The sequence below is a fragment of the Paenibacillus ottowii genome (genome assembly GCF_050516475.1).
Classification (GTDB): Bacteria; Bacillota; Bacilli; order Paenibacillales; family Paenibacillaceae; genus Paenibacillus; species Paenibacillus ottowii.
In genome coordinates this window covers 4611941-4636041 of record NZ_CP191577.1, presented here as the reverse complement: position 1 = coordinate 4636041, position 24101 = coordinate 4611941, and the positions used below count along the sequence as shown (strand labels likewise).

Below are 24101 nucleotides of genomic sequence, written 5' to 3'. Positions count from 1 at the left end.
CTAGGGGGATTATTTGGTGAATGTTAAATTAACAGAGAAAGAATTATTGGAGATGTATTATAGACATCTTGAAGGGAAGTATTTTTTAGATGCACTTAAAAATTATTGTAACGGAAATGGGTTTGGTGGAAGCGAGTGCGTTTGGTGTGTTTTTGCAGGTGAGTTAGATGAATGGGATGAAGGTTATTTCGGGGAGACGGGAGTTTGTTATTTTTTTGACTACCCTGCAGTAGAGGAAGATCAGACTATTGTATTGGATTACCCTACTTTCTATCATTATCTAAAAGAAGCAAGTACGGATTATTTAATACGGAATCCAAATGTTAAGGATGAGGTTGAAGCTCGATTAGAGGAAATCAAACAAAAGTTCAATATCGCATAATGGACTTTTGTTAAGAAAGTAGACAAGGGTTTATTTATTCTGATGGGTGGAGTGAATAAGTTTGTAAAGTGAATTTGAAGCGGGACTTATTTGGGAATTATATTGTGTATTTACTTGTGGGGGTTGCTCAGTGCGGAGTGAACCCAACATTCAACTAATAACACATATAAACTATATAACACCCATATAATGATTTCTCCATTACCTTTGTGCGCACATCAAAGCTTGAGTTTTATACTCTAAATAAAGCTTTTGATTACATTGAACAGGTCGATCATGGTCAGATACCACCATGATTGACCTGTTTTTTGTTATCTTCGCTTTTTCGTATTTTTTTTAAAAAAATTAATTGCAGCAATGTACATACATAGGACGATAGTTAGGGTGGAAAGGACATTAACCAAGTCTAAAGTATCGGGATGATATGAAAGGGTCTACGCCGGAACAGAAGAAGTATTTAATAGATTTTCTGAATTCAATTGACGAATATAGAAAAGAGTATGGGCCGTATAGGGAAAGCCCTTTTATGAAAGACCTGGATGAGACTGAGCGGATTGTGTTCAATGAAATCAAAAAATCTGCTTATGAAAATGTAGAGGCGACATGGGAGCGAATACGTAACTTTTCTAATCTAGATATTCGTCAAATGGTGGTTGATAACTTCGAAGGAAAACAAGACGTAGCAGATAAAATTGTTAAAGTCATAACGGAGCCAGATGCTGTTTATGAAAAAGCAAAAAACAGCTCCAAATAAGAAAATGCCCATCTGTTAGTAGAAGTAGCATTTTTATTTGCCGTTGGAAGGAAAGGAAAGAAACATTCCAGAGATGATGGTGCTTCACCAGGAGGATCGCATAAGAAGGATGATCATCCCTCTGAGGGGACGCCAAAAGTTCCTAATTCTACAGGGAAGTTTGTTGGAAATATTAACGAGTTGAAGCCAGCAGAAAGAAAAGTTGCAAATGATTTAATTGCAGAGGGCAAGACAGTTGAGCGGATTCCAGAATCAACAAAGCACGGAGAAAAAACACCAGATTTTAAAGTGGATGGAGTTCTAACAGAGCTTAAATCTCTTCAAAATCCAAATGTTAATACTGGGGTTGGAAGGATTAAAGACGGATTTAAACAACATGCTGAAAAAGTTATTATTGATGGTAGAGAGGCAGGACTTACGAAAGAATAAGCACAGCAGATTCTTGACCGTGCTAAGGGGACTTATGCTGATAAGCAAATTCCGGGGAAAGTAGAAATATGGACAAACGATGGGAAGGTAACTAATTAGGAGGAATTTAAAATATGGCTAGATTGCAATGTAAGTGTGGGGAGTACTTGTCCACTGTAGAAGCTCCGAACGATGTTCAATTGCATGTTTATACTGATAGAGAGTGGGACGATATTATAAACATGGGGGACTCTATAGATCCGCTTTCAATACCTGATCCTAAGAAAGAAGTATGGAGATGTAATAATTGCGAAAGAATTTACGTTTTTAACGAGGATAATACAGTTAACAAAGTCTATGTAGTAGAAAAACAATAACGGAGTATACAATCACAAAAAATTAGATCGTACAATACAACCAACAAACCAAACACTAAACAGCTCACAAACACTTGATAAATTTTCAAAAGTTCATTCCTACTTGAATCATGAGTGGGGAATGAGCTTTTTTGGCATGCCCAAAATCAAGGAGGACGAAACGAATGGCAAAACGTAAATAGGTAATCAGCAGAACAGTTGAAGGAGCAGACAATCAGACAGGAACTAGAAAAGGAAATGCGGTCTATTACTCAGACACAAGCAGCATACGAAAAGCTTATGGATAGAATTCGTAGTTACTGCTAGCAAGCAAGGGAATTGCGGGAACAGGAGACAGAGTTGCAGCAATCAGGGTATACAGATTTCTAGGTTAGAGAAGAGATTCAGAAGTTGTAAACCGTGCAGAACATTTGGATGCGCTAGCATAATCAGAAGGATGGACCGCAGCGCCAACAGCAAGAGATATTGGCTGAAAAAGTGGCTTAGCATACAGAATTGGAGGGCTAGAAGGAATGAACAATGGCTTACCTAAAAAATATCAAGGTGTGATGCGTGATCTGTTTTAACAGTATAAGGGGACAGGCAAGCTATTGAACTAATTACAGAGAAGGGAGCCTATGCGATGCAGGCCAGCAAGGATAGCAACAATGACGTTATTGAAACGATTCAGCAATTGAAGTGAACGGAGTAGATTCCATTGAAGAATTGAGGTCAACGGTTCAGGGGGCAGTACTGAAACAAAGGATTGTCAACAGCAAATCAAATATCTTTTTTGAGGGCTAAATTTTAATAGTTGATAGGAGTCATGTACCCCAGTGTTCCATGGATCGATGTTTGTTGTACCAGTTTACGTAATCGTAAAGCTCCAGTTCCAGATGACGAAGGCTCTGGAAGTTCATCTGGTTGACGAACTCCGTTATCATGCCTTTAAAGGTAGCTTCAGCCACGGTATTGTCATAAGGACAGCCTTTCATACTGAGTGATCGGCCAATGTTAAAGGTGTTCAATATCTCATCCATCCTCTGATTTTTGAACTCACTTCCTCGGTCTGTGTGAAACCACTGAATCTGACGCAGATCGCCTTTCATCGTCGCAAAGGCGCGGGAAACCAGTGCAGTGTCCTTCTGGCGACCTGCACTATGGCCTATGATCTCACGATTAAACAAATCGACAAGTACGCAAATATAGTGCCACTGATTCCGGACTTTCAAAGGTTAGATCACTGAACACGAATTGCTTCTTGCGATTTGTAGGACGTCACACATGGCTGATACTGAGTATTTATCACGGTTGTTCTGGATGATGTCCCATGATCAGCGAGGCTTGCTTTAAAATATAGTTCTCCATTTTAAGACACTGGTTTTCTTTGCGTAAAGCCATCAGTCCAATTCTTAGGAAGAGCGATTGTCTTTCTCCTTGAACGAGCCCGTTGTCTGACCTTGCTTAATCCAGCGATCTAGAGCCGATGCTGTGAGGCCATATTCCTCCACCAAATCTGCTCTGGACTTCCCGTTCTCGTATAATTGAACCATCTGCTTCTTGAACTCTGCTGTAAAAATACGTCGTTGTTTCGGCATTGTAGATATCCGCTCCTTAGGATGATAGTTTTATTCTACAAGCCCTCATTTTTATTGTCCAACTAAGTGTAGCCGATCCATGATGAAAGGGTATACGACGGAACAGAAGAAATATCTAATTGATTTTCTGAATTCGATTGACGAATATAGAAAAGAGTATGGGCCGTTTAGGGAAAGTCCTTTTATGAAAGACCTGGATGAGACTGAGCGGATTGTGTTCAATGAAATCAAAAACTCTGCTCATGAAAATGTAGAGGCGATATGGGAACGAATACGTAACTTTCCTAATCTAGATATTCGTCAAATGGTGATTGATAACTTCGAAGGAAAACAAGACGTAGCAGATAAAATTGTTAAAGTCATAACGGAGCCAGATGCTGTTTATGAAAAAGCAAAAAACAGCTCCAAACAAGAAACTGCCCATCTGTTAGTAGAAGCAGCATTTGCGTTTGTAGTTGGAAGGAAAGGAAAGAGACATTCCAGAGATGATGGTGCTTCACCAGGAGGATCGCATCATGATCATTCTTCTGAGGAGACGAATAATGGTGGTTCGGGCAGTAGTAGGACTAGAACAATTTCAAGTGCTGATGATTTATCAGATGCAGCTAAATCTAAAATCACTACTAGTCAGAGGGCTACTTTGAATCAACAAGAAAGAACATACTCACATTTAACCGAAATGGATTTAAAGGGAGCACAGAGAGATTTAGATGGCAACCCTGTTCCAAAACCAGGCGGAGGTTATTATGATCATGCTCAAGAAGTTTCTGACGCATATCGTGGTTTAGTTGATATGAAAAAAAGTTGGGAAGGGGTTCTTAGAAATCCTAATTTGGACACTGAACTCCGACAACTTTATACTTCTAAGTTAAATGAAGTAGACGTTTCGATGAAAAAAATTGAAGATATGTTTGCCCCTCATGGCGGAGTGTATCCACCTAAATAATGATTGGAGTAATGTATATGATTAATAGAAGAAAAGCATTAAAAGAGTTTTTAACAAATGAAGAATATAGAAGTATTGTGGAAAACGCAACACAATTTTCAGATATGACACTACCTGTATGGCACTTACAGATTACAGGAAAATGTCTCTTTGAGTTATCAAACTTCGATTTGATTCGTTGTATTAGACAAGGCATTTTTACCAATCTAGCAATATTTGAAATTATTGAAAGGATTGATGAACAGAATACACCTTTCTATGCTGATATTGATTCAATGGAATTGATGGAGAAATTATCATCTGTTAGTTCTGAAATGCTTTCAGTGTACAAGGGTAAATTAGATAGAATTATTGAAAATATTGAACAGAAGCACTTAATAGATTTAGCAGATATCTGGATGTTTGATGAACAGAAAGAAACATACAAAGACTATATCNNNGTGTACAAGGGTAAATTAGATAGAATTATTGAAAATATTGAACAGAAGCACTTAATAGATTTAGCAGATATCTGGATGTTTGATGAACAGAAAGAAACATACAAAGACTATATCAATAAAATAAAGAATAAAATCCAATGATTAAATTTAATGAGGTGCTTTTAAATATGAATATCTGTCAAACGAGGTATGGTCAAGCCCCCATTTAGTGGATAGTAGGAACTGTAAGATATTTTGTGTAAACATTTCACAGTGTGAACATGAACCTCTGAATTCTGTTTTGTAGTGTGACCTTGAAAGGCTGTAGTCTTTCAAGGTTTTTCTTTGTTCACCTTGTCAAAGAAGAAGTAAATCATCAGGAAGTAATTCTGCCCTATTCTCAACGCTTGAATAAGCAATGCTACCACGTAAAAGAGTGACGATTGGGATGCGTTCTGCATCCCAAAGTATTGTTTGCTAGACTGATAAATTGACGGTAAAGCCGTTCTTGCTTTCTGGTGATTCAGTATACTGAATTATAAATTGCAAAAAGGGTATGATGCTCACAAGACCACTAAAAGAAAGAGAATTAAAATTGAAAGTTTCTATCTGATTCAAAATCGTCAAGCTTGCTAAGATGAATATGGAGACCATGGTGTAATGCGAATTATTTATAAGCAAACTCCTAAAGGGATTGAGTGGCATGTAGTACAATGGCACTAGGTTTTCTATGGTAGAATTACTTTTATTGCCATTAATCTGATATAAAGTCGTGTAAAAAGTTAAATTAAGTAACACTAACAATAGAAAGGGAGAAAGTCTAGTGGACGAGAAAGTTAAATATATTAATGAGCTATTCAAATATCTAACACAAAATAATGATACAAAAGAATATCAAACGTTTTTTGCTCTACTAGAAAAAGTAAAATATAATCCTAGCTTGCTAGAGTATTACGGAGAAGAATTTGTTGAACATTTGATGGACCTTCTCCCGCGTATAGAAGATAAGTATGATCAAGCTTCACTAATAGAAACGATCATTGAATGTTTAGACATTTACACATTTAGTGAAAACTACCTCAAGGAAATCTTTGATAAATATATGTTATGTATAGCTGAAAAAGCTGTTAATGTGAAAGGAATGTCAGCTTGTTTAATAGGGTTTATACAAGCGGCAATTAGTGGGAAAGAAATAATTAAGAAGTTGGAGGAGAATTTAGAGAAAGAACACTTAATAAGCGTACTCTCAAGAATGTACATCAATTATCTTGTTAATTCTGTAGAAACCAATTCTTACTTGATGAAGGAAGTACAAGAGGCCTACTATTTAAGCCAGCGTTCTGGAATTGTTGCTCAATTTTTATTATTAGTGCATCCACATGTTCGGAAATATGCGGGATTAAGTCAAATCACTTTCTTATATGATTCATACAGAGGTGTGTATGAGGATTGCTGGCCAAGAGGGTTACTTCCTAATATGAAAGACACGCTTATTAAGTCAAAGGTGTTGTCATCAAAGGAAGTAAGTGTTTTAGAAGAGTTGGATAGGTTAATCAATATGCAAGAAAAAGAATTAGATTCGATGGAAGTCAGAAAATTGTATGAAGATTTTTTCGAAGGTAAAGATCCACTTGAGGTAATCTTTACTTTGCCAGTGTAGAAAATTACGTAAAGAGTTCTACCTAACCACTTGATGATATGTTCCTTGGATTAAGCGGGCGTTAGATAACGAAGCCAAGCAAATTCGATTATTCTTACCCCTGCTAAGATTGAATTGATATATTATTCCGATGTGACATATTCAAGATTAAATAATCGCCCTATGCTTCTGTGTGTGATTCCTACCTATAGAGTGTCTACCATATAAGGGGAAGTATCTCGAAAGGAGAAATCGTTTATATCATCCTGTAAAAGACTGTATTCAAAAGTTTGGGCTAACACATCGGGCGTTTGTCGTTCTGTATGATATCTCTTGAGAGGTTTCGTAGTTGCTTGATTGCTACACTGATTCCATCCCCCGCTTCGGCTACGATGAACAGGAAGCATATATCTTATGATGGAAGTGGAGAGCAGCAAGAACCTACCGCCGCAGCGGTAGGCAGGGCGAATCAATGAAGCATCTCCTTTAGATACGACATAGTCCTTATACGGCGGGAGAATGTGCTTGAACATGGTTCTGACAATATGGACGAGCTTGTTAATCTTCGTCAAGCATATCAAAAACCAGTCGGCAATCTTCTACAACAAATTTATGAAGAAGATTTAATAAGGCCAATACACGATATCAAAATAATCAAAAAAACTTGTTTTGTATGCAGAAACGACACTCTTTTTCTTTATCCTGATATAAAATATTCTTCTCCTCACAACTTAATAAGGGAGAGCATTACTTTAAATTGGGTAAGACAGTTTGTACTAATTGTGGGTTTAAACTTTATAATGATGTAAGCGAACCAGCGGATTATGAAATAAACTAAGCGGAAGAACGCATTTTGGAGTCGGTTTCCAACTTTCTTTTCATGGTAAATTTTAGTGGTTCCAGACTTTTTATTTCTCGTGTTTATCACGTGCCGCGGCAAACCCAATAAAACCAACAAAATTGGTTCCGTACTTTTTTATCACCCGACAAAAAGCCCGATGTTCAGTTACATTAAAGTTGGTACCTTTACGTTATAGTTAGTACTTTGACATTATAGTTGGTGTCTTAGCATTATAGTTGGTTCCTGATTTTTAAAACCGGTTGTCCTAGTTTAGGATGACCGGTTTTTTAGGTACTTAAATTTATCTGTTGTAAGGAGAAAATAAAGTTGTAGACTGAGAAAATAAAGTATTAGACTGACGATGCTTCATTAAGCTAACGGGTAGGAGGTTTAAGATCAACCTCGGTGAACCGTATCACAAATAGAGGCAATTTCTCTGAAGAAAAACTTACAGAAGTCTGTATTTACAGAATGCGGACCCTTAAGAGTAGGTTAGGTCAGTCTTTATGGAGTAGTTTGAATGACAGACTCATTCTTTAAAATAGGGCGTAATCCCTCTTGAATATAGGTTCTCCACTAACTTGAGAAATTCTTCTGACGATAAATCCTTTTGACGCTGGAGCCAAAGACGAAATAAAGAAAGGGAAGTTGTCAGGTAAAACTCAATTAAGTATGGCGTTAAGGAATGGTTTTGCGGAACGTTTAATGCTAATTGGTCCAAAGTGATTTCTTTTTTTAAGCGGTTTATAAAACGGGTATTTCCATAATCACCTAAAAGGGCATTAAGAACCAGGAGATGTTCTCTTTTGTCCAAACAATAGAGCGTATCTTGAACCGTATGCATCGATAGCTCTTTATTCGCCAATTCTTTTTTTATGTCATTAAATAAGTCATTTTCAACAGAGTCTAACAATTCGTAAATGTCAGTAAAGTATTGATAAAAGGTGCTGCGGTTATATCCTGACTTATTCGCGATTTCCTGAACCGAAATTTTCTCAATCGGCTTTTGGCTATACAACTCACAAAAAACTTCTACAAACTTTTGTCTTGTTTTCTCCGTTATTTGGGGTTGCTTTTTCATGTTTCCCTCCTACTAGCGAATAAGAATATCATCCGACAAATAATAAAAAACTGATGATTGATCAAGGAATTATAAAAATTTATAATCATATCATACAACATGTTGTCGGATAATGAAAAAGAAAATATTAATAAGTAGGAGTGATTTTAATGCCAGCAAAACAAGAAAGAATTTTAATTTTTGGTGCAGGTGTTATCGGGAGCATGTACGCAATTAAGCTCATTGAAGCAGGGTTTGACGTTACCCTGTTTGCACGTTCTAATAGATTTAAAACATTAAGAGAAAATGGCCTGCAATATAAGGAAAAAGGTACGGTTAAATCGATACAAGTGAAAGTCATTGATACGCTAGAAAATGACGATGTATACGATTTTATTTTCGTTACCGTTCGCTATGATCGGTCCGAATCAGCGTTGTTAGCGCTAAAAGATAATAAAAGTAAAAATATAGTTACGATGACTAATAATTCAATTGGATTTTCTTCGTGGTTGGATATCGTAGGGGATAGACTTTTACCCGCTTTTCCCGGCTTCGGCGGGCAGATTAAAGATGGAGTTTTACATGCTCGATTTCTACCCAAAATTTTAGCGGCAACTGCATTTGGAGAAATTAAAGGTGTGGTGACAGAACGCATAGAAAACCTCGCAAAACTATTTAAAACAGCAAAGCTTCCCTACGTTATTAAAAAGAATATGCAAGCGTTTCTAATCACACATTCCGTATCGGATATTGCCATGCTGAGCTTTTTGCATTCTGAGAATAAGATAATTGACAACAATACAGTCAGAACCAAAAAGACGGCACGTAAAATAACAGCCACTTTAAAAGCGAATCTAAGGGCAATACAAAAAGCGGGTGTTTCAATTGATCCACCAAATCTTAAAATAGCGCTTAAATTTCCAAACTTATTTTTGGATCTTTTCTTTATGATATGGCTACGAACTAAAATGGTTAGGGATATGATGTTGCCGGAATTATGCGAATAATGCTAACAATGAGATTGTGCAGCTGAGTAATGATTTAATGAAATTTTTAAGTCAAAATGATATCAAATCGGAAATACATGTTCAGTAATTTTTTTGTTAAAATATTATGGTGATTTTTAACTTATTTTCATTAAATCCTTCAATAAGGCATTAATCTGAATATGAAAATCGAAATATATAGTTTTTTCGTAGCATCCTTGACTAAACTCCCTCAATATGATTTAGTTTTCTCACTCAGGCTCATGAATTCGCAGGTTACACTGCAATCAATGCCGCATCTCCAAGTTTAGAAAGAGAGACGCGACAAAGTAAATTAACAGTGCTTATTTGAAGTATGAAGGGATTACAAATACACTTTCTCTATGGGTTGAGATACCAACTATAATGTCACTAAACACCCGATGAGCAAGTTCATCGGGCTTTTTAAGTTAGGAATATCTGTCGACGGGGTAGAGCCACAAGGAAGTTTTTTTAGCCGGATACGGCGGTACGCAAGACGTTATGACCGTCGTCCAAAGCGGGGTATAAAGTTGTAGACGATGTAATTGTCTGCTTACAGACTTCTTTCTAAGCATTACTCTACTAACCCCAATTGCATATATTCGTTTATCGTGACGACGCCAGTTGGGGGCATCTGGTGATCGCTTTGATATCGTTTTAAGGCCGCGGTAGTATCAGAGCGAAACTTTCCGTTGCAAATTCCTTTGAAGTAACCTGCGCTCTTCAAGCGAGATTGAATCAATTGCACAGCGCCTCCGACGTCGCCTTCTGCCAAGTCCTTTGGATCTCGATCAGACTCTCCTAATACATGTCCATATATGGTTACTTTTGTGCCTAGAGGGATCAGATTGTATAATTCCATAACATCGTGGTTCCACATTCGAATACAACCATGGCTTTGATGCTGTCCAATAGAATACGGCCTATTCGTTCCATGAATGCCGTAATATCCCCAAGGTACATTTAATCCAAGCCAGCGCGGACCAAAAGACGCTCCCCAGTTTTCCCCCTTGTATACAATTTTATATTCCCCAATAGGTGTAGGGGTTGAATGATTGCCAACAGCGACCGAATATCTTTTCACTATTTTGCCATTAGCACGAACAAAAAGTCGGTGCTGCTGAGGATAAACTTCGATGGCGTAAACTCCTTGTTCAGATACGATCGGTAATGACGGATCGGCATGTGCGGTTATACCCCTGGAAAGAGCGGGTAAGAAAAGGATCGAAACCAGTACGACAATTCGAAAAGGAAGTGAATGCATGCTTTGCTTCAATTATTATCACCATTCCGTATTTAAGGTGGTAGGGCAGAAAAAGGCAATTGCTATGTAAACTTACTAATTGGTCAATTACCGGACAACCTTATTTTTCACCTTACAGCTGCTGTCTATTCCTATGTCAGAAAACATGAATTGTAAAAACTCCAATGGTGCGAGAATAAGCCATTTAGTGGTTTTATCTTTTATACAAAGGCATGAAAAAAGCGGCTTCAACGATGACAGTCGCTTTTTTAAATTTTTTCATGCTCTTTAGTAATTATTGATTGGAGCTTCTATCTACAGGCAAGTTCAGCTGAAATATAAAGGTGTTATTGGTATGATTAAGCGTTAAGGTGCCCTGATGTAACTCGGCAATATTTCTTGCTATGGAAAGCCCCAGTCCTGCTCCTGTTTGGATACCTTCGCTACTTCTAGAATGGTCAACCTTATAAAAACGATCAAACAGCTTCTCTTTTTGGTCTTGGGTGAGAGGAGTCCCTTTATTTTCGACCTCAATCGTAATTTGTTCAGGGGTCGTTTTCATTCGAATGTAAATGGCTCCAGGCTTTAAGGAATACTTTAAGGCGTTCATCAGAAGATTATCGATTGCTCTAGCCATTTTATCGCTGTCAACGGAGGTAAAGACCGGAGTGTCACCGATTTCCTTCACGATATATACTCCGTTTTCCTGAGCAATGGGTTCGAACTCGAATAGCAATTGATCTAAAAGTTGGAATAAATTAATCTTTCTCAGAATTAAGCGGGTATCGACTGAAGTCAGCCGTGTATATTCAAACAAGTCATCCAGCAACTTCTTCAAATGAATCGCCTTGTTATAGGTGTTCTGAACAAAGCGCGTATATTCATCTTTATCTTGATATGAGTCTGTTCTTAAAAGCTCGATATAGCCGATAATGCTAGTCAAAGGCGTACGCAAGTCATGAGAAATGCCAGTAATCATTTCCATCTTGGATTTTTCTACTTCACGTTCTTTTACAATCTGTTGCTCTAAACGTTCTGTCATTCGATTGATGTTGAGCGCAACCCGTCCCAGTTCATCTTGTCGAACAACAGGTACCCGATAGTGTAAATTACCTTCGGAAATAATCTGAAGCCCTTGCTCCAATGTAATTAAGTCTCGAACGATTCGTCGTGTCAAAACTAAAAATGTAATAATAAACATGACCATAAATAAGGGGGTAAGAAGATAAGGAAAAAAATTGCGAAACCACTCCCATTGCATGACACTACTAATTTTCAAGAAAAGTAGAATGAGAATATTATTTATAACAGTAGAGATAATTAAACTCAGCACCATTCTGATTAAAATGTTGACTTGAATGCTTTTTTTTTGCTTTGGTTTTTGTATATGCTCATTCAATTTTGTAGCCAACTCCCCACACCGTTTTAATATACTGAGGATCTCTTGGGTATTGCTCTAATTTTTCTCGTAAATTACGAATATGAACCATCACCGTATTATCTGAGGACCCATATGGCGCCTTCCATACACTTTCGTAAATGTGCTCCGAACTAAAAACCTGTCCAGGGTGGCTGGCAAGCAAAATCAGGATCGAAAACTCCAGAGGAGTCAGCGAAATTTCATTTCCCTTTAACTTTACCGAATGTTTACTCTTATCAATCACCAGGTCTTTAATAAGGATAAGGGAATTAAATTCTTCTTTTCCTATTAATGATTGACGCCGTAGCTGTGCTTTTACACGAGCAAGCAACTCTAACGGATTAAACGGTTTGATCATGTAGTCATCGGCCCCGGTAGTCAGCCCGTTGATTTTATCAATATCTTCTTCTTTGGCTGACAGCATGATAATCGGAATATTCGAGATTTCCCTTATTTTTAGGCATGCTTTGATCCCATCCATTCGTGGCATCATAACATCCAGGATCACCAGTTGAATCGATATTGTCTTTATAGCATCCAGGGCTTCTTCACCATCAGCTGCTTCAATCACTTGGTAACCTTCATTGCGTAGATATACATGAATAACATCCCGAATCTCGGAATCATCATCCACAACAAGGATTGTATTCATTACCGATGCTCCTTCTTTTTTTGACTTGGTAAATTAGGTTATTTAAGGGGCTAATTAAAGGGTCATTAACATTTACATGTTTTCCCTTTTGCGACAGACGTAAACAAAAGCAGGAGGGATATTAAGAGGCACCCAATTAACTTTTTCGATAATAAACTTTTCAGAAAGTTGCTTTTTCATTTGAAGCGAATATTGAAAGGCGATAAATAAGCCTCCAGGTTTGAGTGCTTTATAAATCTGTTCGACCAAGGTATCTCTCAATTCACGCTCAAAATTAAAAAAAGGTAGCCCGCTAAAAATACAATCCAACTGTTGAATGTTCTCTTGCTTCATCGCTTCTACTATACGTGCAGCGTTCGGATGACAGGAGAAGTTGGGATATTTGGTCTGTAAATTATTCCTCATCGTCTCATCCATCTCAAATAATAACACTTTCGTTGCCTCATTTACCTGGCTGTTGATAAAACGGGTGATAGCACCTGTACCTGATCCAAGCTCTGCGACTGCCTTAACCTCGTTCCAAGGCGCTTGCTTAACCATTTTTGTAGCCAGAAACCGAGAGCTTGGTATAACACTTCCCACATTTTTCGGACTGTGAATAAAGCTTCGCAAAAATAAAAGATTTTCATTGAATTTCAACTGATTATCCTCCATTACGGTTTATGTACACAAATCATAATGAAAAAAACTAAGGAATTTATGAGTATATTTCTAAAGAAAATCTAAAGAAGTTATCTATAGGAGGCTCAAAGTCTAGGTCATTCATTTCATACTTCAGAATTTCTTTAGAAATATCCCTATAATCTCCTAAGATTTTTATATTAATATGCTTTCATCGACATAATAAGGAGGTTAGAACATGATTAGCGATATCGTCTTACAGCTAGTCAACCATTACGGGTATTTGTTTTTTTTCCTAGCCTTCTGCCTAGGCCCATTTGGGGTCCCTGTTCCTAATGAGCTAACCATACTAACAGGTGGAATTTTGAGTAACAACGGAGTTTTAAACCCGTGGATTGTATATATGGCTATCCTCGCTGGCTTGTTAATAGCCATTTCAGTTGCTTATTTTGCGGGCAGAATCTTTGGAGAGAAATTCAAACCAAAGTTTCAAAACAACCGTCATTTCCAGAAGGCGGAGAAACTTTTTGAACAACATGGAGATATTGCAATGTGTTTTGGAATGTTAATTCCAGTCATTCGGTATATTCTGCCTGTATTTGTTGGTCTCAACGGAGTCTCGTACAAGAAGTTTGTTTTGATTTCGTATTCGAGCGCCTTTGTATGGACCATTACGTTTTTTACTATTGGCAAGTTCTTTGGGCATCATATATTAAATTGGCTAAATATAATTGATCCTAAATTAGCTGTGGCTGCCCTAATGCTAGCCGTTGGCACTTTTATCACGGCGAAATGGTTCAAGCTCATCTTTACTGCATGACAGAATAAATGAAGTAAATAAGACAAAACCGTTTGATCTTTTGGAACGATATAAAGGAGAGATGTGGTCCATGGAAAAAGTAAAGAAAGAAAAAATATTGATTCTTACTGGAAATTATGGGAATGGCCATATTCAAGTAGCCCAAGCCCTGCAAGATGCAATGCAAATTCGATTTCCTCATATGGAACCTGTGGTTATTGATTTTATGGAATGGATTCATCCCTATGTGAATCATTGGAGTCGATTGATTTATCTGCAAACCATAAAAACATTCCCTCAGGTTTATGGATATCTATTTCAGAAAACACGGAAGCAAAACGCTCTATCCCATATCATAAAGACCGTTTTCTCTACAGGAATGGGACGAATGATGAAATTAATCAGTAAAATACAGCCAGCTATTGTAGTAAGTACATTTCCTTTAGCAGCAGGCGTGATATCCAAGCTGAAATCAAATGGTTTAATCGATATCCCTATGGTTACTATCATTACCGATCACACTGATCATAGCTCATGGATTTATCCTTATACTGATCAATATATCGTAGGTTCCAGAGTTGTTCGTGATTCTTTGATTCAATTAGGTGTTGAAGAGGCACGGATTGCGGATACAGGAATCCCTATTCGGCCGCAATTTTCTCAGTCCATAGAAAGAGAGAAAACAGCAAAGAAGTATGGATTAAATCCTTATATGCCTACTGTGCTTATGATGGGAGGAGGTTGTGGCATGATTGGCGATGGAAGTACTACTATTCAGGAAATTGATCAATTGCCACAGCCTGTACAATTCATCATTGTTTGCGGACAAAATGAAAAACTTCGGATGGAATTAAGTGAGAAGCTGAAAGGTTCCAAACATCGCATCTATTTAACAGGTTACATTCATGATGTTCATGAGTTAATGGCCGTATCCGACATTATGATTACCAAACCAGGAGGAGTCACAACTTTTGAGGCGATTGCTATGGAACTGCCGATGCTACTTTGTAAGCCTATCCCTGGTCAAGAAGAGGATAATGCCGAATTTTTAGTTCGTTCTGGGGTAGCCATTCATGCAGAGACATCTCGGGATTTAACAGAACGTCTATCGCAATTACTAGATGATGCAAAACTTCTTCAGGATATGAGAGAGAATACTAAACAGTTCCATCCTAAAGAGTCCGCGTTTGCATCATTAGAAGTTATCTTTGGAACCATGAAAATGAACAATAGAGTCAGTGGAATGAATATATGCTCCTAGATGAAAGGCAAGCATGGATTTACTATTGTTAAAAAGGAGCAGGAGCATGAGACAGACATTAATCATTCTCTTTAGTGCATTACTCGTGTACACGATTATTCCAACCCTTATCGTTCGACTATTTGGAATCGGGGTTTATAAAAGAGGAACGGGCGAGCAGCCCATTGCCTTAACGTTTGATGATGGACCAGACCCAGAATATACGCCTCTTTTGCTGGATTTATTAAAGAAGCACAACATAAAAGTGACCTTTTTTGTGCTTGGTCAAAAAGCAGAGAAATATCCTGATTTAATCCAACGAATGCACCATGAAGGCCATCTTGTTGGAATCCACAATTACGTGCATTGGTCCAATGCCTTGATGAGTCCTAAGAGGGTTCGTGAACAGGTAAACAAAACGGCCAACGTTATTGATCGTATTATTGGAGAAAAAACGTTTTACTATCGCCCCCCATGGGGGGTTATCAACCTGTTTGACTTTTTATTGATGAAGAAATTTCGCATGATTCTTTGGTCTGTTATTGTAGGGGACTGGAAAAGCTCCGGCGGCAAGCAAAAAATTAAGCAAAGACTGCTGTCCAAGCTAAAAGGGGGAGCTGTTATTGTTCTTCATGATAGTGGAGAAACGTTCGGGGCAGACAGGAGCGCACCTGCATACATGCTGGAGGCACTAAATGAATTTATTACTGAGGCATTATATACAGGGTATTCCTTTCATAGAGTAGATGCTGATCAATAAAATAAAACTTAAGCCAGGAGCACATTTTGTTCAGGCTTAAGTTTTTTTACTTAGATGAGGATCATAGGGGTGTTAGACATTTTCCATATTTCAGTGCAGGCCTGGATACTATCCGTTCGTAGCATCCCAGTATCAAGGATGACCAGCTCGAAAGAGATGGATTTTATTAAATCTAGCGCTTCCAGACCATCTGCAGCTTCTATGACAAAGTATCCTTCATCGCGCAAATATACGTGAATAACGTCTTGAATCTCTGGATTGTCAGCTACAACAAGTACTGTATCCATTACAGGGCGCTCCTTTTGCGGCAGATATATACGAAAGCCGGAGGGAAGTTACAGGGCACGAATTCGACTTTTTCAATAGTAAAGTTTTCGGCAAACCTTTTTTTCATTTGGAGCGAGTACTGAAAAGCGATAAAGATACCGCCTGGTTTTAATGCCTGAATAATCTGATTAAGTAAATTCGCTCGCATTTCACTCGTAAAATTAAAAAACGGTAATCCACTAATAATACAGTCCAGTTGGCCGATGTCATCTTGATTCAATTTTTTAACTAATTGGCAAGCATTTGAGTGACACATGAAATCCGGGTATTTTGTCTTCAGATTCTCTCTCATTTTCTTATCTCTTTCGAACAATAACACTTTTTTTGATCCAGTTAACTGTGTCTTCATGAAACGTGTGATAGCACCTGTACCTGAACCAAGCTCTGCGACGGCCTTTACCTCATCCCAGGGTACAGATTCAACCACCTTAGCTGCCAGAAATCGAGAGCTAGGCATAACGCTTCCCACTCGTTGTGGATTGGTAAGGAATCCTTGCAAAAAAAGTAGGTATTCATTGAAATTCAACCGTTTATCCCCCATGACTTATTTTCTTCCTTTTGTTTTTTGTTCATATAAATAAAGGTAGCGAAAAAATCTAAGGATTTTACGAGGATATATCTAAAGAAAATCTGAAGATATGCAGACTAGTTCGAATCCGAAGTAATCCTCGCCGGGCTCTATAAAACTCAGGGAAATCTAAACATAGTAAAGTTTAATATTTAATTTGCCAAGTGGTTGTGTGATCGCTATTATTATATAATTTTACATATAAAGGAGGTGAAAGTAAGAAAACACGGGATATGGTTCACATGAGTGATGCACTGCAACGGAGAATCAGCCGACAAGCAGATGTAGAATGAAAATCACAAAATTTTGGGAGGTAAAATTATGTTTAAAAGTAGTAAGAAACTGTTAACGGTAGTTCTTGCAGCTTCCATGAGTTTTGGGTTTTTTGCATCAACTTCAAATGCAGCGACAGACTATTGGCAAAATTGGACCGATGGCGGCGGGACGGTTAATGCTGTTAATGGGTCCGGCGGCAATTACAGCGTAACATGGAAGGATACCGGGAATTTTGTTGTCGGCAAAGGCTGGACTACTGGATCGCCAGACAGAACGATTAATTACAATGCCGGTGTCTGGGCGCCGTCCGGTAATGGATATTTGGCCCTCTACGGGTGGACGAGAAACTCACTCATCGAATATTACGTTGTTGATAGCTGGGGGACTTATCGACCTACCGGAACGTATAAAGGTACGGTGACCAGTGATGGGGGCACATATGACATCTATACGACAACACGATATGACGCACCTTCCATTGACGGCCCAAAAACGACATTTACTCAGTACTGGAGTGTTCGACAGACGAAGAGACCGACCGGGGGCAACTCCACGATCACTTTCAGCAATCACGTGAAGGCTTGGGCAAGCAAAGGAATGCATCTGGGGAATAGCTGGTCTTACCAGGTGTTAGCAACGGAAGGGTATCAGAGTAGTGGGAGCTCCAACGTAACGGTGTGGTAACCTGAGGGCATAAAGCCTTATTACAACATAGATAAAGAAAAGAATGCCGAAGACAAATACTTATCTGGAAACTGGAACTGGCCTCATAGAGAGCAACAATAACGTAGAGAATAGTCGGAACAAGGCGCACTTAACAATTGTTAAACTAAAGAGATACGTTAGTTAAAGAACAGCGACAGTTGAGGACGATTTTTGTCTACGACTGTCGCTGTTTTAATAACTGAGATGAACATAACACCTGAGGTTGTGGAAATGGTAGGGAGAAGGTATAGTTTATATGTATGTATTTTGTCCGGGAAGAGGTTCATATGGCAACAATTCACGATGTAGCGTTAAAAGCGGGCGTGTCGGTCACTACAGTATCCCGTGTAATGAATAACCGGGGCTATATCAGCGAAACTACACGCAAAAAAGTGTTCGACGCAATGGAAGAGCTTAATTATCAACCGAATGAAATAGCACGCTCCTTGCTACGCAAGCAGTCCAATATTATCGGTCTTATTATTCCCAATGTCTCGCATCCGTTTTTTAGCGAGCTTGCTAATCAGGTGGAGTACTATGCCTATCAGCATAAGTGCAAGGTTCTGTTGTGCAATTCGCATATGGACCCTGTGAAGGAAAAAGTGTACATCGATATGCTGAAGCGGAACCGTGTAGACGGCATCATTATGGGTAGCCATACCCTGGAGGTAGAAGAGTACCGACATTTGAATTCACCGCTTGTGACATTTGACAGGCAGATTGACCCGCATATTCCGTACATTTCTTCGGACAACTATCGCGGGGGCGAGCTGGCTACAGAACTGCTCATTCGCAAAGGCTGCCGGAAAATTGCGCATATCTGTGGGAATCTGGAGCTGAACATGCTGTCCAATGAGCGTACCACAGCTTTTCGGGATGTCGTGGGCAGACATAATGTCGAGCATGTAATCGTTCAAACAGACCTGAATGTGTTCGACCAAAAGGAATACGAGCGAATGATCTCCAAACTCGTTCATGAACATCCGGATGTGGATGGGGTGTTTGCAACAAGTGATATTATTGCTGCTTTTGCGTTGAAAGAATATATCCGCGCCGGACGGCATGTGCCGGAGGAAGTGCGGATTGTAGGCTTCGATGACGTGAGCGCGGCTTCCTGGCTGACGCCTGAACTTACATCGGTGAGACAGCCGATTGCAGAGATCGGCAGGCTAGCGGTCGAGCTGATTCGTAGGCAGGCAGAAGGGGAGCAGGTACAGCCTGTCAATCTGCTGCCTGTTGAATTGATTGAGCGTGCAACGACCTGAATGAAGAAATCTGTTCCTCTAACAAGGGGAACAGATTTTTTTTAAAAAATGTTAAAGGTTTAACATGTCAAACGATTGACACAGATTGAATCTTTGACATATAATCCGTTTGTAAGCGTTTTATTTAACTGTACAGCAGCCATTATAGAAATAGGGGGATGACAACAGTGAGGAAATTCAAAAGAGTTCAATGGATGGTAATGCTGCTTCTTTTGGTTATGGTGGTGTCTGCTTGCGGCGGCTCCGGAGAAAAAGGTAATTCGGCTTCTGGAGGGGGATCAGCGGATTCGGGAAATGTCAAAATTACACTTTTGAACTCCAAAGGTGAAATCCTTTCACAACTGGAGGATGCCGCCAAGGCGTTCCAGAAAGACAATCCCGGCATTACTGTTGAAATTCAGCCGGTTCCGGCCGGTGGATCGCCTTTTGAGCGTGCCTCTGCATTGTATGCATCTGGAAACCCACCGACCATGATCATGCTTGATACAGGTGATGTGGAGAAATTCAAGGATCGTATCCTCGACTTAAGCGGGGAGAAGTGGAATAAGGACACTGTTGAAAACGCTACCACAAATACAACGTTTGACGGTAAAAATTACGCGTTTCCGCTGGCTGTTGAAGGCTACGGGTTCATCTACAACAAAGCGGTTGTCGATAAAGCGGTAGGTGGAAGCTTTGACCCCACTACAATTAAAACCCGAAATGACCTTGAAAAGCTGTTCCAGCAAATCGAGGCATCTGGAAAGAAAGCATTGGTAATTTCACCAATGGATTGGTCCCTGGGCGCTCATTATTTGCCACTTGCTTATGCCGGTCAGAACAAAGACATGACTCAAGTGGACAAATTCATAGCATCACTGAAGGCGGGCCAGGTTAATTTGGCTACCAATCCAGTATTTAACGGACTTATGGATACATTCGATGTCATGATGAAATACAATATCGATCAGGCTTCCCCACTGGCAGGAGCTTATGAGCGCGGACCTGAACTGCTTGGCAAAGGCGAAGTTGGCGTTTGGTTCATGGGCAACTGGGCATGGCCGCAAATCAGCGGTTTTGATACGGCTAACAAAGAATACGGTTTCTTGCCTGTACCCATCAGCAACAATCCCGATGACTATGGCAATCAGGAGATTTCATCCGCTGTTTCCAAACGTATTGTCATTGACAAGGAGAAGAGTACGCCGGAACAGCAAGAGGCGGCGAAGAAGTTCCTGAACTGGATCGTTTACGATGCGAAAGGCCAGGATTTCCTCGTAAACAAAGCGAACATTATTCCAGCGTTCAAAAATATTACACTGCCTGCGGCCGACCCGCTTGGTAAGTCTATTCAGGAGTATATCGCAAAAGGCAAGTCAGAGCAGTCGATGAGTATGCTGCCTGCCGACCACTGGTCTAAGCTAGGATCTTCCATGCAAAAATATCTGGCGAAGCAGGGCGATCGCGCAACACTGGCTAAGGAAATCGAAGACTACTGGAAAACCGTAAAATAAGGCCTAATTTCTAATTACCCGGAAATAGAGAGAGAAATCCGAAACAAAGAGAGGGATCACCATGATTGCGGAAAAAGGAGTATGGAACCGGCTACGGACGCGGCTGTTGTTCACCGGACCCACTTTGTTTGCCTTCATCACGGTAATGATCATTCCATTTGTGTACGGCATTTATCTGACGTTTACAAACTGGGATGGTATTTCCACGACACTATCGCTGGTTGGCATCCAAAACTATCTGGCCGTTTTTCGGGATATTGAGTTTTGGAAATCGTTCGGTTTGACGCTCAAATATGTATTTTATACCGTTGTTCTTATCAATGTTATTGCTTTTATGCTGGCTTATGTGCTGACTAAAGGATTAAAAGGACAGAGCATTTTCCGGGCAGGATTTTTCCTGCCCAACCTTGTCGGCGGCATTGTACTCGGTTTTATCTGGCAGTTCATCTTTAACAACGTGCTTGTCTATTTGGGACAACATGCCAACATACAGGCGCTCAGCACGACTTGGCTGGCTGATCCTGACAAGGCGTTCTGGACACTCGTGATTGTAACCGTATGGCAGAACGCAGGTTACATGATGGTCATTTATATCGCAGGATTGACGGGTGTGCCGAATGATATCATGGAGGCTGCAAGCATTGACGGGGCGAGCAGCTGGACCAGACTGCGGAAAATGGTGCTGCCCTTGATGGTTCCTTCTTTCATCGTATGTATATTTTTATCCCTGCAACGTGGGTTTATGGTCTATGACGTCAACCTTGCACTCACGAAAGGCGGGCCTTTCAGTAGTACTCAAATGGTGTCGATGCATGTGTATGAAAAGGCATTCCTTTCCCGTGATTATGGTGTGGGGCAGGCAGAGGCATTCGTGCTGTTCCTGATGGTTGCTCTCATCACTCTGCTTCAGGTTTATTTCAGTAAGAAGCTGGAGGTGGAGGCATAATGACAAGCAAAAAGGCTGCTTCCTCCGTGATCAAATTCATTGTGCTGACCGTCATACTCATATTGTTCATCGTACCGTTCGTCTTTCTGCTGATCAATTCGTTCAAGGAAAATATGGCCATTACCTCGAATCCATTATCGCTTCCAGAGAGCTTCAATGTGGCCAACTATACGAACGCATTCGATAAGATGAATTATATCACTGCCTTCACCAACTCATTGGTCATAACGGTGTTGAGTGTCTTGTTTATCTCCCTGTTCACAGCAATGACAGCTCACTACTTTGTCAGAAACAACACTAAGTTCAACCAATATACATTTATGCTGATGGTTGCTTCCATGATTATTCCATTCCAGGCCATCATGATTCCATTAGTAAAAATATACGGCTCCCTTGATCTGCTGAACAGCAAATGGTCGCTGATTTACATGTATATCGGTTTTGGCAGTTCGCTGGCTGTTTTCATTTATCATGGATTCGTAAAGAGTATTCCGAAGGAATTGGAAGAAGCGGCGCTGATAGACGGCTGTACGCGGGTTCAAACATTCTTCCGGATCGTGTTTCCGGTATTGATGCCCACGACGGCCACTATCTCCATTCTTAATGTGCTGTGGGTCTGGAATGACTTTCTGCTGCCTTCGCTCATTCTGGTCGATCCTGAGCAAAGGACACTTCCACTGTCCACGTACAACTTTTATGGAACCTACACAGTGGATTATGGTCCATTGATGGCAAGTTTGGTACTGACGATATTTCCAATCATTATCATCTATCTGTTCGCCCAAAAGTATATTATTCAGGGTGTTATGCAGGGTTCAATTAAATAACTGTAAGGGTAGGATGCCTTATCAAACATACTAGAGCATATACGAGAGAGAATGCTGATCAATTTATTTCCCAATCGAAGCATATGCTTCGGTCGGAGTATCGATTGAACTATCATTTAATGGCTGAATTCGGCTGGATGAACGATCCGAACGGTTTCATCCAGTATAACGGGCAGTATCACTTGTTCTATCAACATTACCCGTATAAATCGGAATGGGGACCGATGCATTGGGGACACGCAGTCAGTCGCGATCTTATGAAGTGGGACTATCTGCCGGTCGCGTTGGCTCCGGACGGTGAGTTCGACCGGGACGGCTGCTTCTCCGGCAGTGCGATTGAGCAGGACGGGAAGCTTGTCCTGATGTATACCGGACATGTTGTAACCGGACCTGACAAGGATCAGGATTACAAGCAGTCACAGGGGATTGCAGTATCGGAAGACGGGGTGACTTTTGAAAAGTGGGAGGGCAACCCGGTCATCGGATATGACGCCATACCCGACATGGTCAGCCGCAAAGATTTTCGTGATCCTAAGGTGTTCAGACATGAAGATCAATACTACGTCGTTCTTGGCTCTAATGATGCCCAAGGGAACGGGCTTGTATTGCTTTACCGGTCTAATGACCTGAGAAACTGGACGTATGTCAATGTGCTGGCTGTGAGTGACGGACGCTTCGGCGATAATTGGGAGTGTCCGGATTTGTTCCCGCTTGGCGATCGGCACGTATTCATGCTGTCTCCACAGCGCATGCCTGCTCAGGGAGAAGCATACCGTAACCTGCATTCCACCATGTACGGTATAGGTGACTTCAATGCCGAGGCTGGAACATTTACGGCAGAGCAGTATGCTCAGGTAGATCATGGATTCGATTTCTATGCCCCGCAGTCAACCTTGGATGATAAAGGGCGGCGGACTATCATCGGATGGATGGATATGTGGGAGTCGGAGATGCCGACCCAGCAGGGACACCACTGGGCTGGTGCGATGAGTCTTCCGCGGGAAGCGGTGATCGACCACGGCAGATTGTTGTTCCGTCCGCTTGAAGAGGTGGAGAATTACCGATCCAATCTGTTCGAGCAGCGGGACATCATACTGACAGGCGAGCAGATCATGGAGACATCCGGAGATAGCTACGAGTTGAAGGCAGTATTTGAGTTCGAGGCTGGCCATACGGATGAATTCGGCTTGAAGCTGCGGGTGGGCGGCGAAGAGGAGACTGTACTGTCGTACCGTCCCGATGATGGTCTGTTTCGTTTTAACCGTGAGCGTGCCGGTATCGGACCAGGCGGAGAGAGAAGAGTGCCCTTGGGTCTACAGGAGGGACGCCTGGAACTGCGGATTTTCGTCGATAAGAGCTCTGTGGAAATATTTATCGGCGACGGTGAATACGTTCTCACTGGAAGAGTGTATCCCGGAATGGAATCAACGGGTATTCGTGCATTTGCGAACGGAAAATGTACGATTGCCTCGTTCCAGAAGTGGGATATCCTCACATAGAATCGCATCACAAACAGGAACCTAACCGTGGAGGGTCAGATTCCTGTTTT

23 protein-coding genes and 1 pseudogene are annotated in these 24101 nt (G+C 40.4%); 16 read left to right on the top strand and 8 right to left on the bottom strand.

Annotated features, from left to right (window positions below):
• Positions 1-16: 16 nt before the first annotated feature.
• The 4 genes from cdiI (at position 17) to ACQQ6X_RS21615 (ending at position 1921) form a co-directional block, all read left to right on the top strand.
• The gene (gene cdiI, locus ACQQ6X_RS21630) at positions 17-382 is read left to right on the top strand and encodes a ribonuclease toxin immunity protein CdiI (protein ID WP_305166984.1); all 366 of its coding nucleotides are present in this window, start codon (positions 17-19) and stop codon (positions 380-382) included.
• Between the two features lie 424 nt (positions 383-806).
• Complete coding sequence (locus ACQQ6X_RS21625; RefSeq protein WP_430493488.1) at positions 807-1136, top strand: hypothetical protein; 330 nt, start codon at positions 807-809, stop codon at positions 1134-1136.
• A 180-nt stretch (positions 1137-1316) separates the two neighbouring features.
• A complete protein-coding gene (locus tag ACQQ6X_RS21620) occupies positions 1317-1565 on the top strand; it encodes a hypothetical protein (protein WP_305166982.1) in 249 nt (82 codons plus the stop codon).
• 113 nt (positions 1566-1678) lie between these two features.
• Complete coding sequence (locus tag ACQQ6X_RS21615; RefSeq protein ID WP_305166981.1) at positions 1679-1921, top strand: hypothetical protein; 243 nt, start codon at positions 1679-1681, stop codon at positions 1919-1921.
• Between the two features lie 786 nt (positions 1922-2707).
• Here the strand turns inward: ACQQ6X_RS21615 and ACQQ6X_RS21610 are convergent.
• Positions 2708-3507 (bottom strand): annotated as a pseudogene (locus ACQQ6X_RS21610) (IS3 family transposase).
• 70 nt (positions 3508-3577) lie between these two features.
• Here ACQQ6X_RS21610 and ACQQ6X_RS21605 point away from each other — a divergent pair.
• Together ACQQ6X_RS21605 and ACQQ6X_RS21600 are read left to right on the top strand one after the other, a co-directional pair.
• Positions 3578-4444: a polymorphic toxin type 28 domain-containing protein gene (locus ACQQ6X_RS21605; protein WP_305166980.1), complete on the top strand. Its 867-nt coding sequence runs from the start codon at positions 3578-3580 to the stop codon at positions 4442-4444.
• Positions 4445-5686: 1242 nt separating this feature from the next.
• The gene (locus ACQQ6X_RS21600) at positions 5687-6523 is read left to right on the top strand and encodes a hypothetical protein (RefSeq protein ID WP_305166978.1); all 837 of its coding nucleotides are present in this window, start codon (positions 5687-5689) and stop codon (positions 6521-6523) included.
• A 1349-nt stretch (positions 6524-7872) separates the two neighbouring features.
• Here ACQQ6X_RS21600 and ACQQ6X_RS21595 read toward each other — a convergent pair.
• Positions 7873-8424, bottom strand: coding sequence for a TetR/AcrR family transcriptional regulator (locus ACQQ6X_RS21595; RefSeq protein ID WP_305166977.1), 552 nt, complete (start codon positions 8422-8424; stop codon positions 7873-7875).
• A 149-nt stretch (positions 8425-8573) separates the two neighbouring features.
• On the opposite strand from ACQQ6X_RS21595, the gene ACQQ6X_RS21590 reads away from it, so the two are divergent.
• Positions 8574-9410 (top strand): ketopantoate reductase family protein, encoded by an 837-nt coding sequence (locus ACQQ6X_RS21590; RefSeq protein WP_305166976.1) that lies wholly within the window; start codon positions 8574-8576, stop codon positions 9408-9410.
• A 574-nt stretch (positions 9411-9984) separates the two neighbouring features.
• Here the strand turns inward: ACQQ6X_RS21590 and ACQQ6X_RS21585 are convergent.
• From ACQQ6X_RS21585 to ACQQ6X_RS21570, 4 genes are all read right to left on the bottom strand, one after another.
• The gene (locus tag ACQQ6X_RS21585) at positions 9985-10674 is read right to left on the bottom strand and encodes a L,D-transpeptidase family protein (protein ID WP_430493487.1); all 690 of its coding nucleotides are present in this window, start codon (positions 10672-10674) and stop codon (positions 9985-9987) included.
• A gap of 274 nt (positions 10675-10948) precedes the next feature.
• Entirely contained in the window at positions 10949-12052 is a 1104-nt protein-coding gene (locus ACQQ6X_RS21580; RefSeq protein ID WP_305166974.1) for a sensor histidine kinase, read from the bottom strand.
• Positions 12045-12725, bottom strand: coding sequence for a response regulator transcription factor (locus tag ACQQ6X_RS21575; RefSeq protein WP_305166973.1), 681 nt, complete (start codon positions 12723-12725; stop codon positions 12045-12047). The genes ACQQ6X_RS21580 and ACQQ6X_RS21575 overlap by 8 nt, the downstream gene beginning before the upstream one ends.
• 72 nt (positions 12726-12797) lie before the next feature.
• Positions 12798-13364 carry a class I SAM-dependent methyltransferase gene (locus ACQQ6X_RS21570; RefSeq protein WP_305166972.1) on the bottom strand — a complete coding sequence of 189 codons (567 nt, stop codon included), beginning with the start codon at positions 13362-13364 and terminating at the stop codon, positions 12798-12800.
• Positions 13365-13584: 220 nt separating this feature from the next.
• Between ACQQ6X_RS21570 and ACQQ6X_RS21565 the strand changes: the two genes are divergently transcribed.
• The 3 genes from ACQQ6X_RS21565 to ACQQ6X_RS21555 all read left to right on the top strand — a co-directional run bounded on the left by ACQQ6X_RS21565 (position 13585) and on the right by ACQQ6X_RS21555 (position 16145).
• Positions 13585-14166 carry a DedA family protein gene (locus ACQQ6X_RS21565; RefSeq protein ID WP_305166971.1) on the top strand — a complete coding sequence of 194 codons (582 nt, stop codon included), beginning with the start codon at positions 13585-13587 and terminating at the stop codon, positions 14164-14166.
• A gap of 70 nt (positions 14167-14236) precedes the next feature.
• Positions 14237-15406: an MGDG synthase family glycosyltransferase gene (locus ACQQ6X_RS21560; RefSeq protein WP_305166970.1), complete on the top strand. Its 1170-nt coding sequence runs from the start codon at positions 14237-14239 to the stop codon at positions 15404-15406.
• A 46-nt stretch (positions 15407-15452) separates the two neighbouring features.
• On the top strand, positions 15453-16145 hold the full coding sequence (locus ACQQ6X_RS21555; RefSeq protein ID WP_142614075.1) for a polysaccharide deacetylase family protein: 693 nt from the start codon (positions 15453-15455) through the stop codon (positions 16143-16145).
• Positions 16146-16195: 50 nt separating this feature from the next.
• Here ACQQ6X_RS21555 and ACQQ6X_RS21550 read toward each other — a convergent pair whose 3' ends face one another.
• Positions 16196-16432 carry a response regulator transcription factor gene (locus tag ACQQ6X_RS21550; protein ID WP_305166969.1) on the bottom strand — a complete coding sequence of 79 codons (237 nt, stop codon included), beginning with the start codon at positions 16430-16432 and terminating at the stop codon, positions 16196-16198.
• Positions 16432-17013: a class I SAM-dependent methyltransferase gene (locus tag ACQQ6X_RS21545; protein WP_305166968.1), complete on the bottom strand. Its 582-nt coding sequence runs from the start codon at positions 17011-17013 to the stop codon at positions 16432-16434. Before ACQQ6X_RS21545 ends, ACQQ6X_RS21550 begins: the two co-directional genes overlap by 1 nt.
• A 348-nt stretch (positions 17014-17361) precedes the next feature.
• On the opposite strand from ACQQ6X_RS21545, the gene ACQQ6X_RS21540 reads away from it, so the two are divergent.
• The 6 genes from ACQQ6X_RS21540 (at position 17362) to ACQQ6X_RS21515 (ending at position 24051) form a co-directional block, all read left to right on the top strand.
• Positions 17362-18000: a glycoside hydrolase family 11 protein gene (locus tag ACQQ6X_RS21540; RefSeq protein WP_305166967.1), complete on the top strand. Its 639-nt coding sequence runs from the start codon at positions 17362-17364 to the stop codon at positions 17998-18000.
• A 281-nt stretch (positions 18001-18281) separates the two neighbouring features.
• Positions 18282-19286, top strand: coding sequence for a LacI family DNA-binding transcriptional regulator (locus ACQQ6X_RS21535; protein WP_305166966.1), 1005 nt, complete (start codon positions 18282-18284; stop codon positions 19284-19286).
• A gap of 167 nt (positions 19287-19453) precedes the next feature.
• Positions 19454-20779, top strand: coding sequence for an ABC transporter substrate-binding protein (locus tag ACQQ6X_RS21530; RefSeq protein ID WP_305166965.1), 1326 nt, complete (start codon positions 19454-19456; stop codon positions 20777-20779).
• Between the two features lie 61 nt (positions 20780-20840).
• A complete protein-coding gene (locus ACQQ6X_RS21525; RefSeq protein WP_305166964.1) occupies positions 20841-21725 on the top strand; it encodes a carbohydrate ABC transporter permease in 885 nt (294 codons plus the stop codon).
• Positions 21725-22552, top strand: a complete 828-nt coding sequence (locus ACQQ6X_RS21520; protein ID WP_305166963.1) for a carbohydrate ABC transporter permease — start codon at positions 21725-21727, stop codon at positions 22550-22552. The genes ACQQ6X_RS21525 and ACQQ6X_RS21520 overlap by 1 nt, the downstream gene beginning before the upstream one ends.
• Before the next feature lie 83 nt (positions 22553-22635).
• Positions 22636-24051: a glycoside hydrolase family 32 protein gene (locus ACQQ6X_RS21515; RefSeq protein WP_305166962.1), complete on the top strand. Its 1416-nt coding sequence runs from the start codon at positions 22636-22638 to the stop codon at positions 24049-24051.
• Positions 24052-24101: the final 50 nt, after the last annotated feature.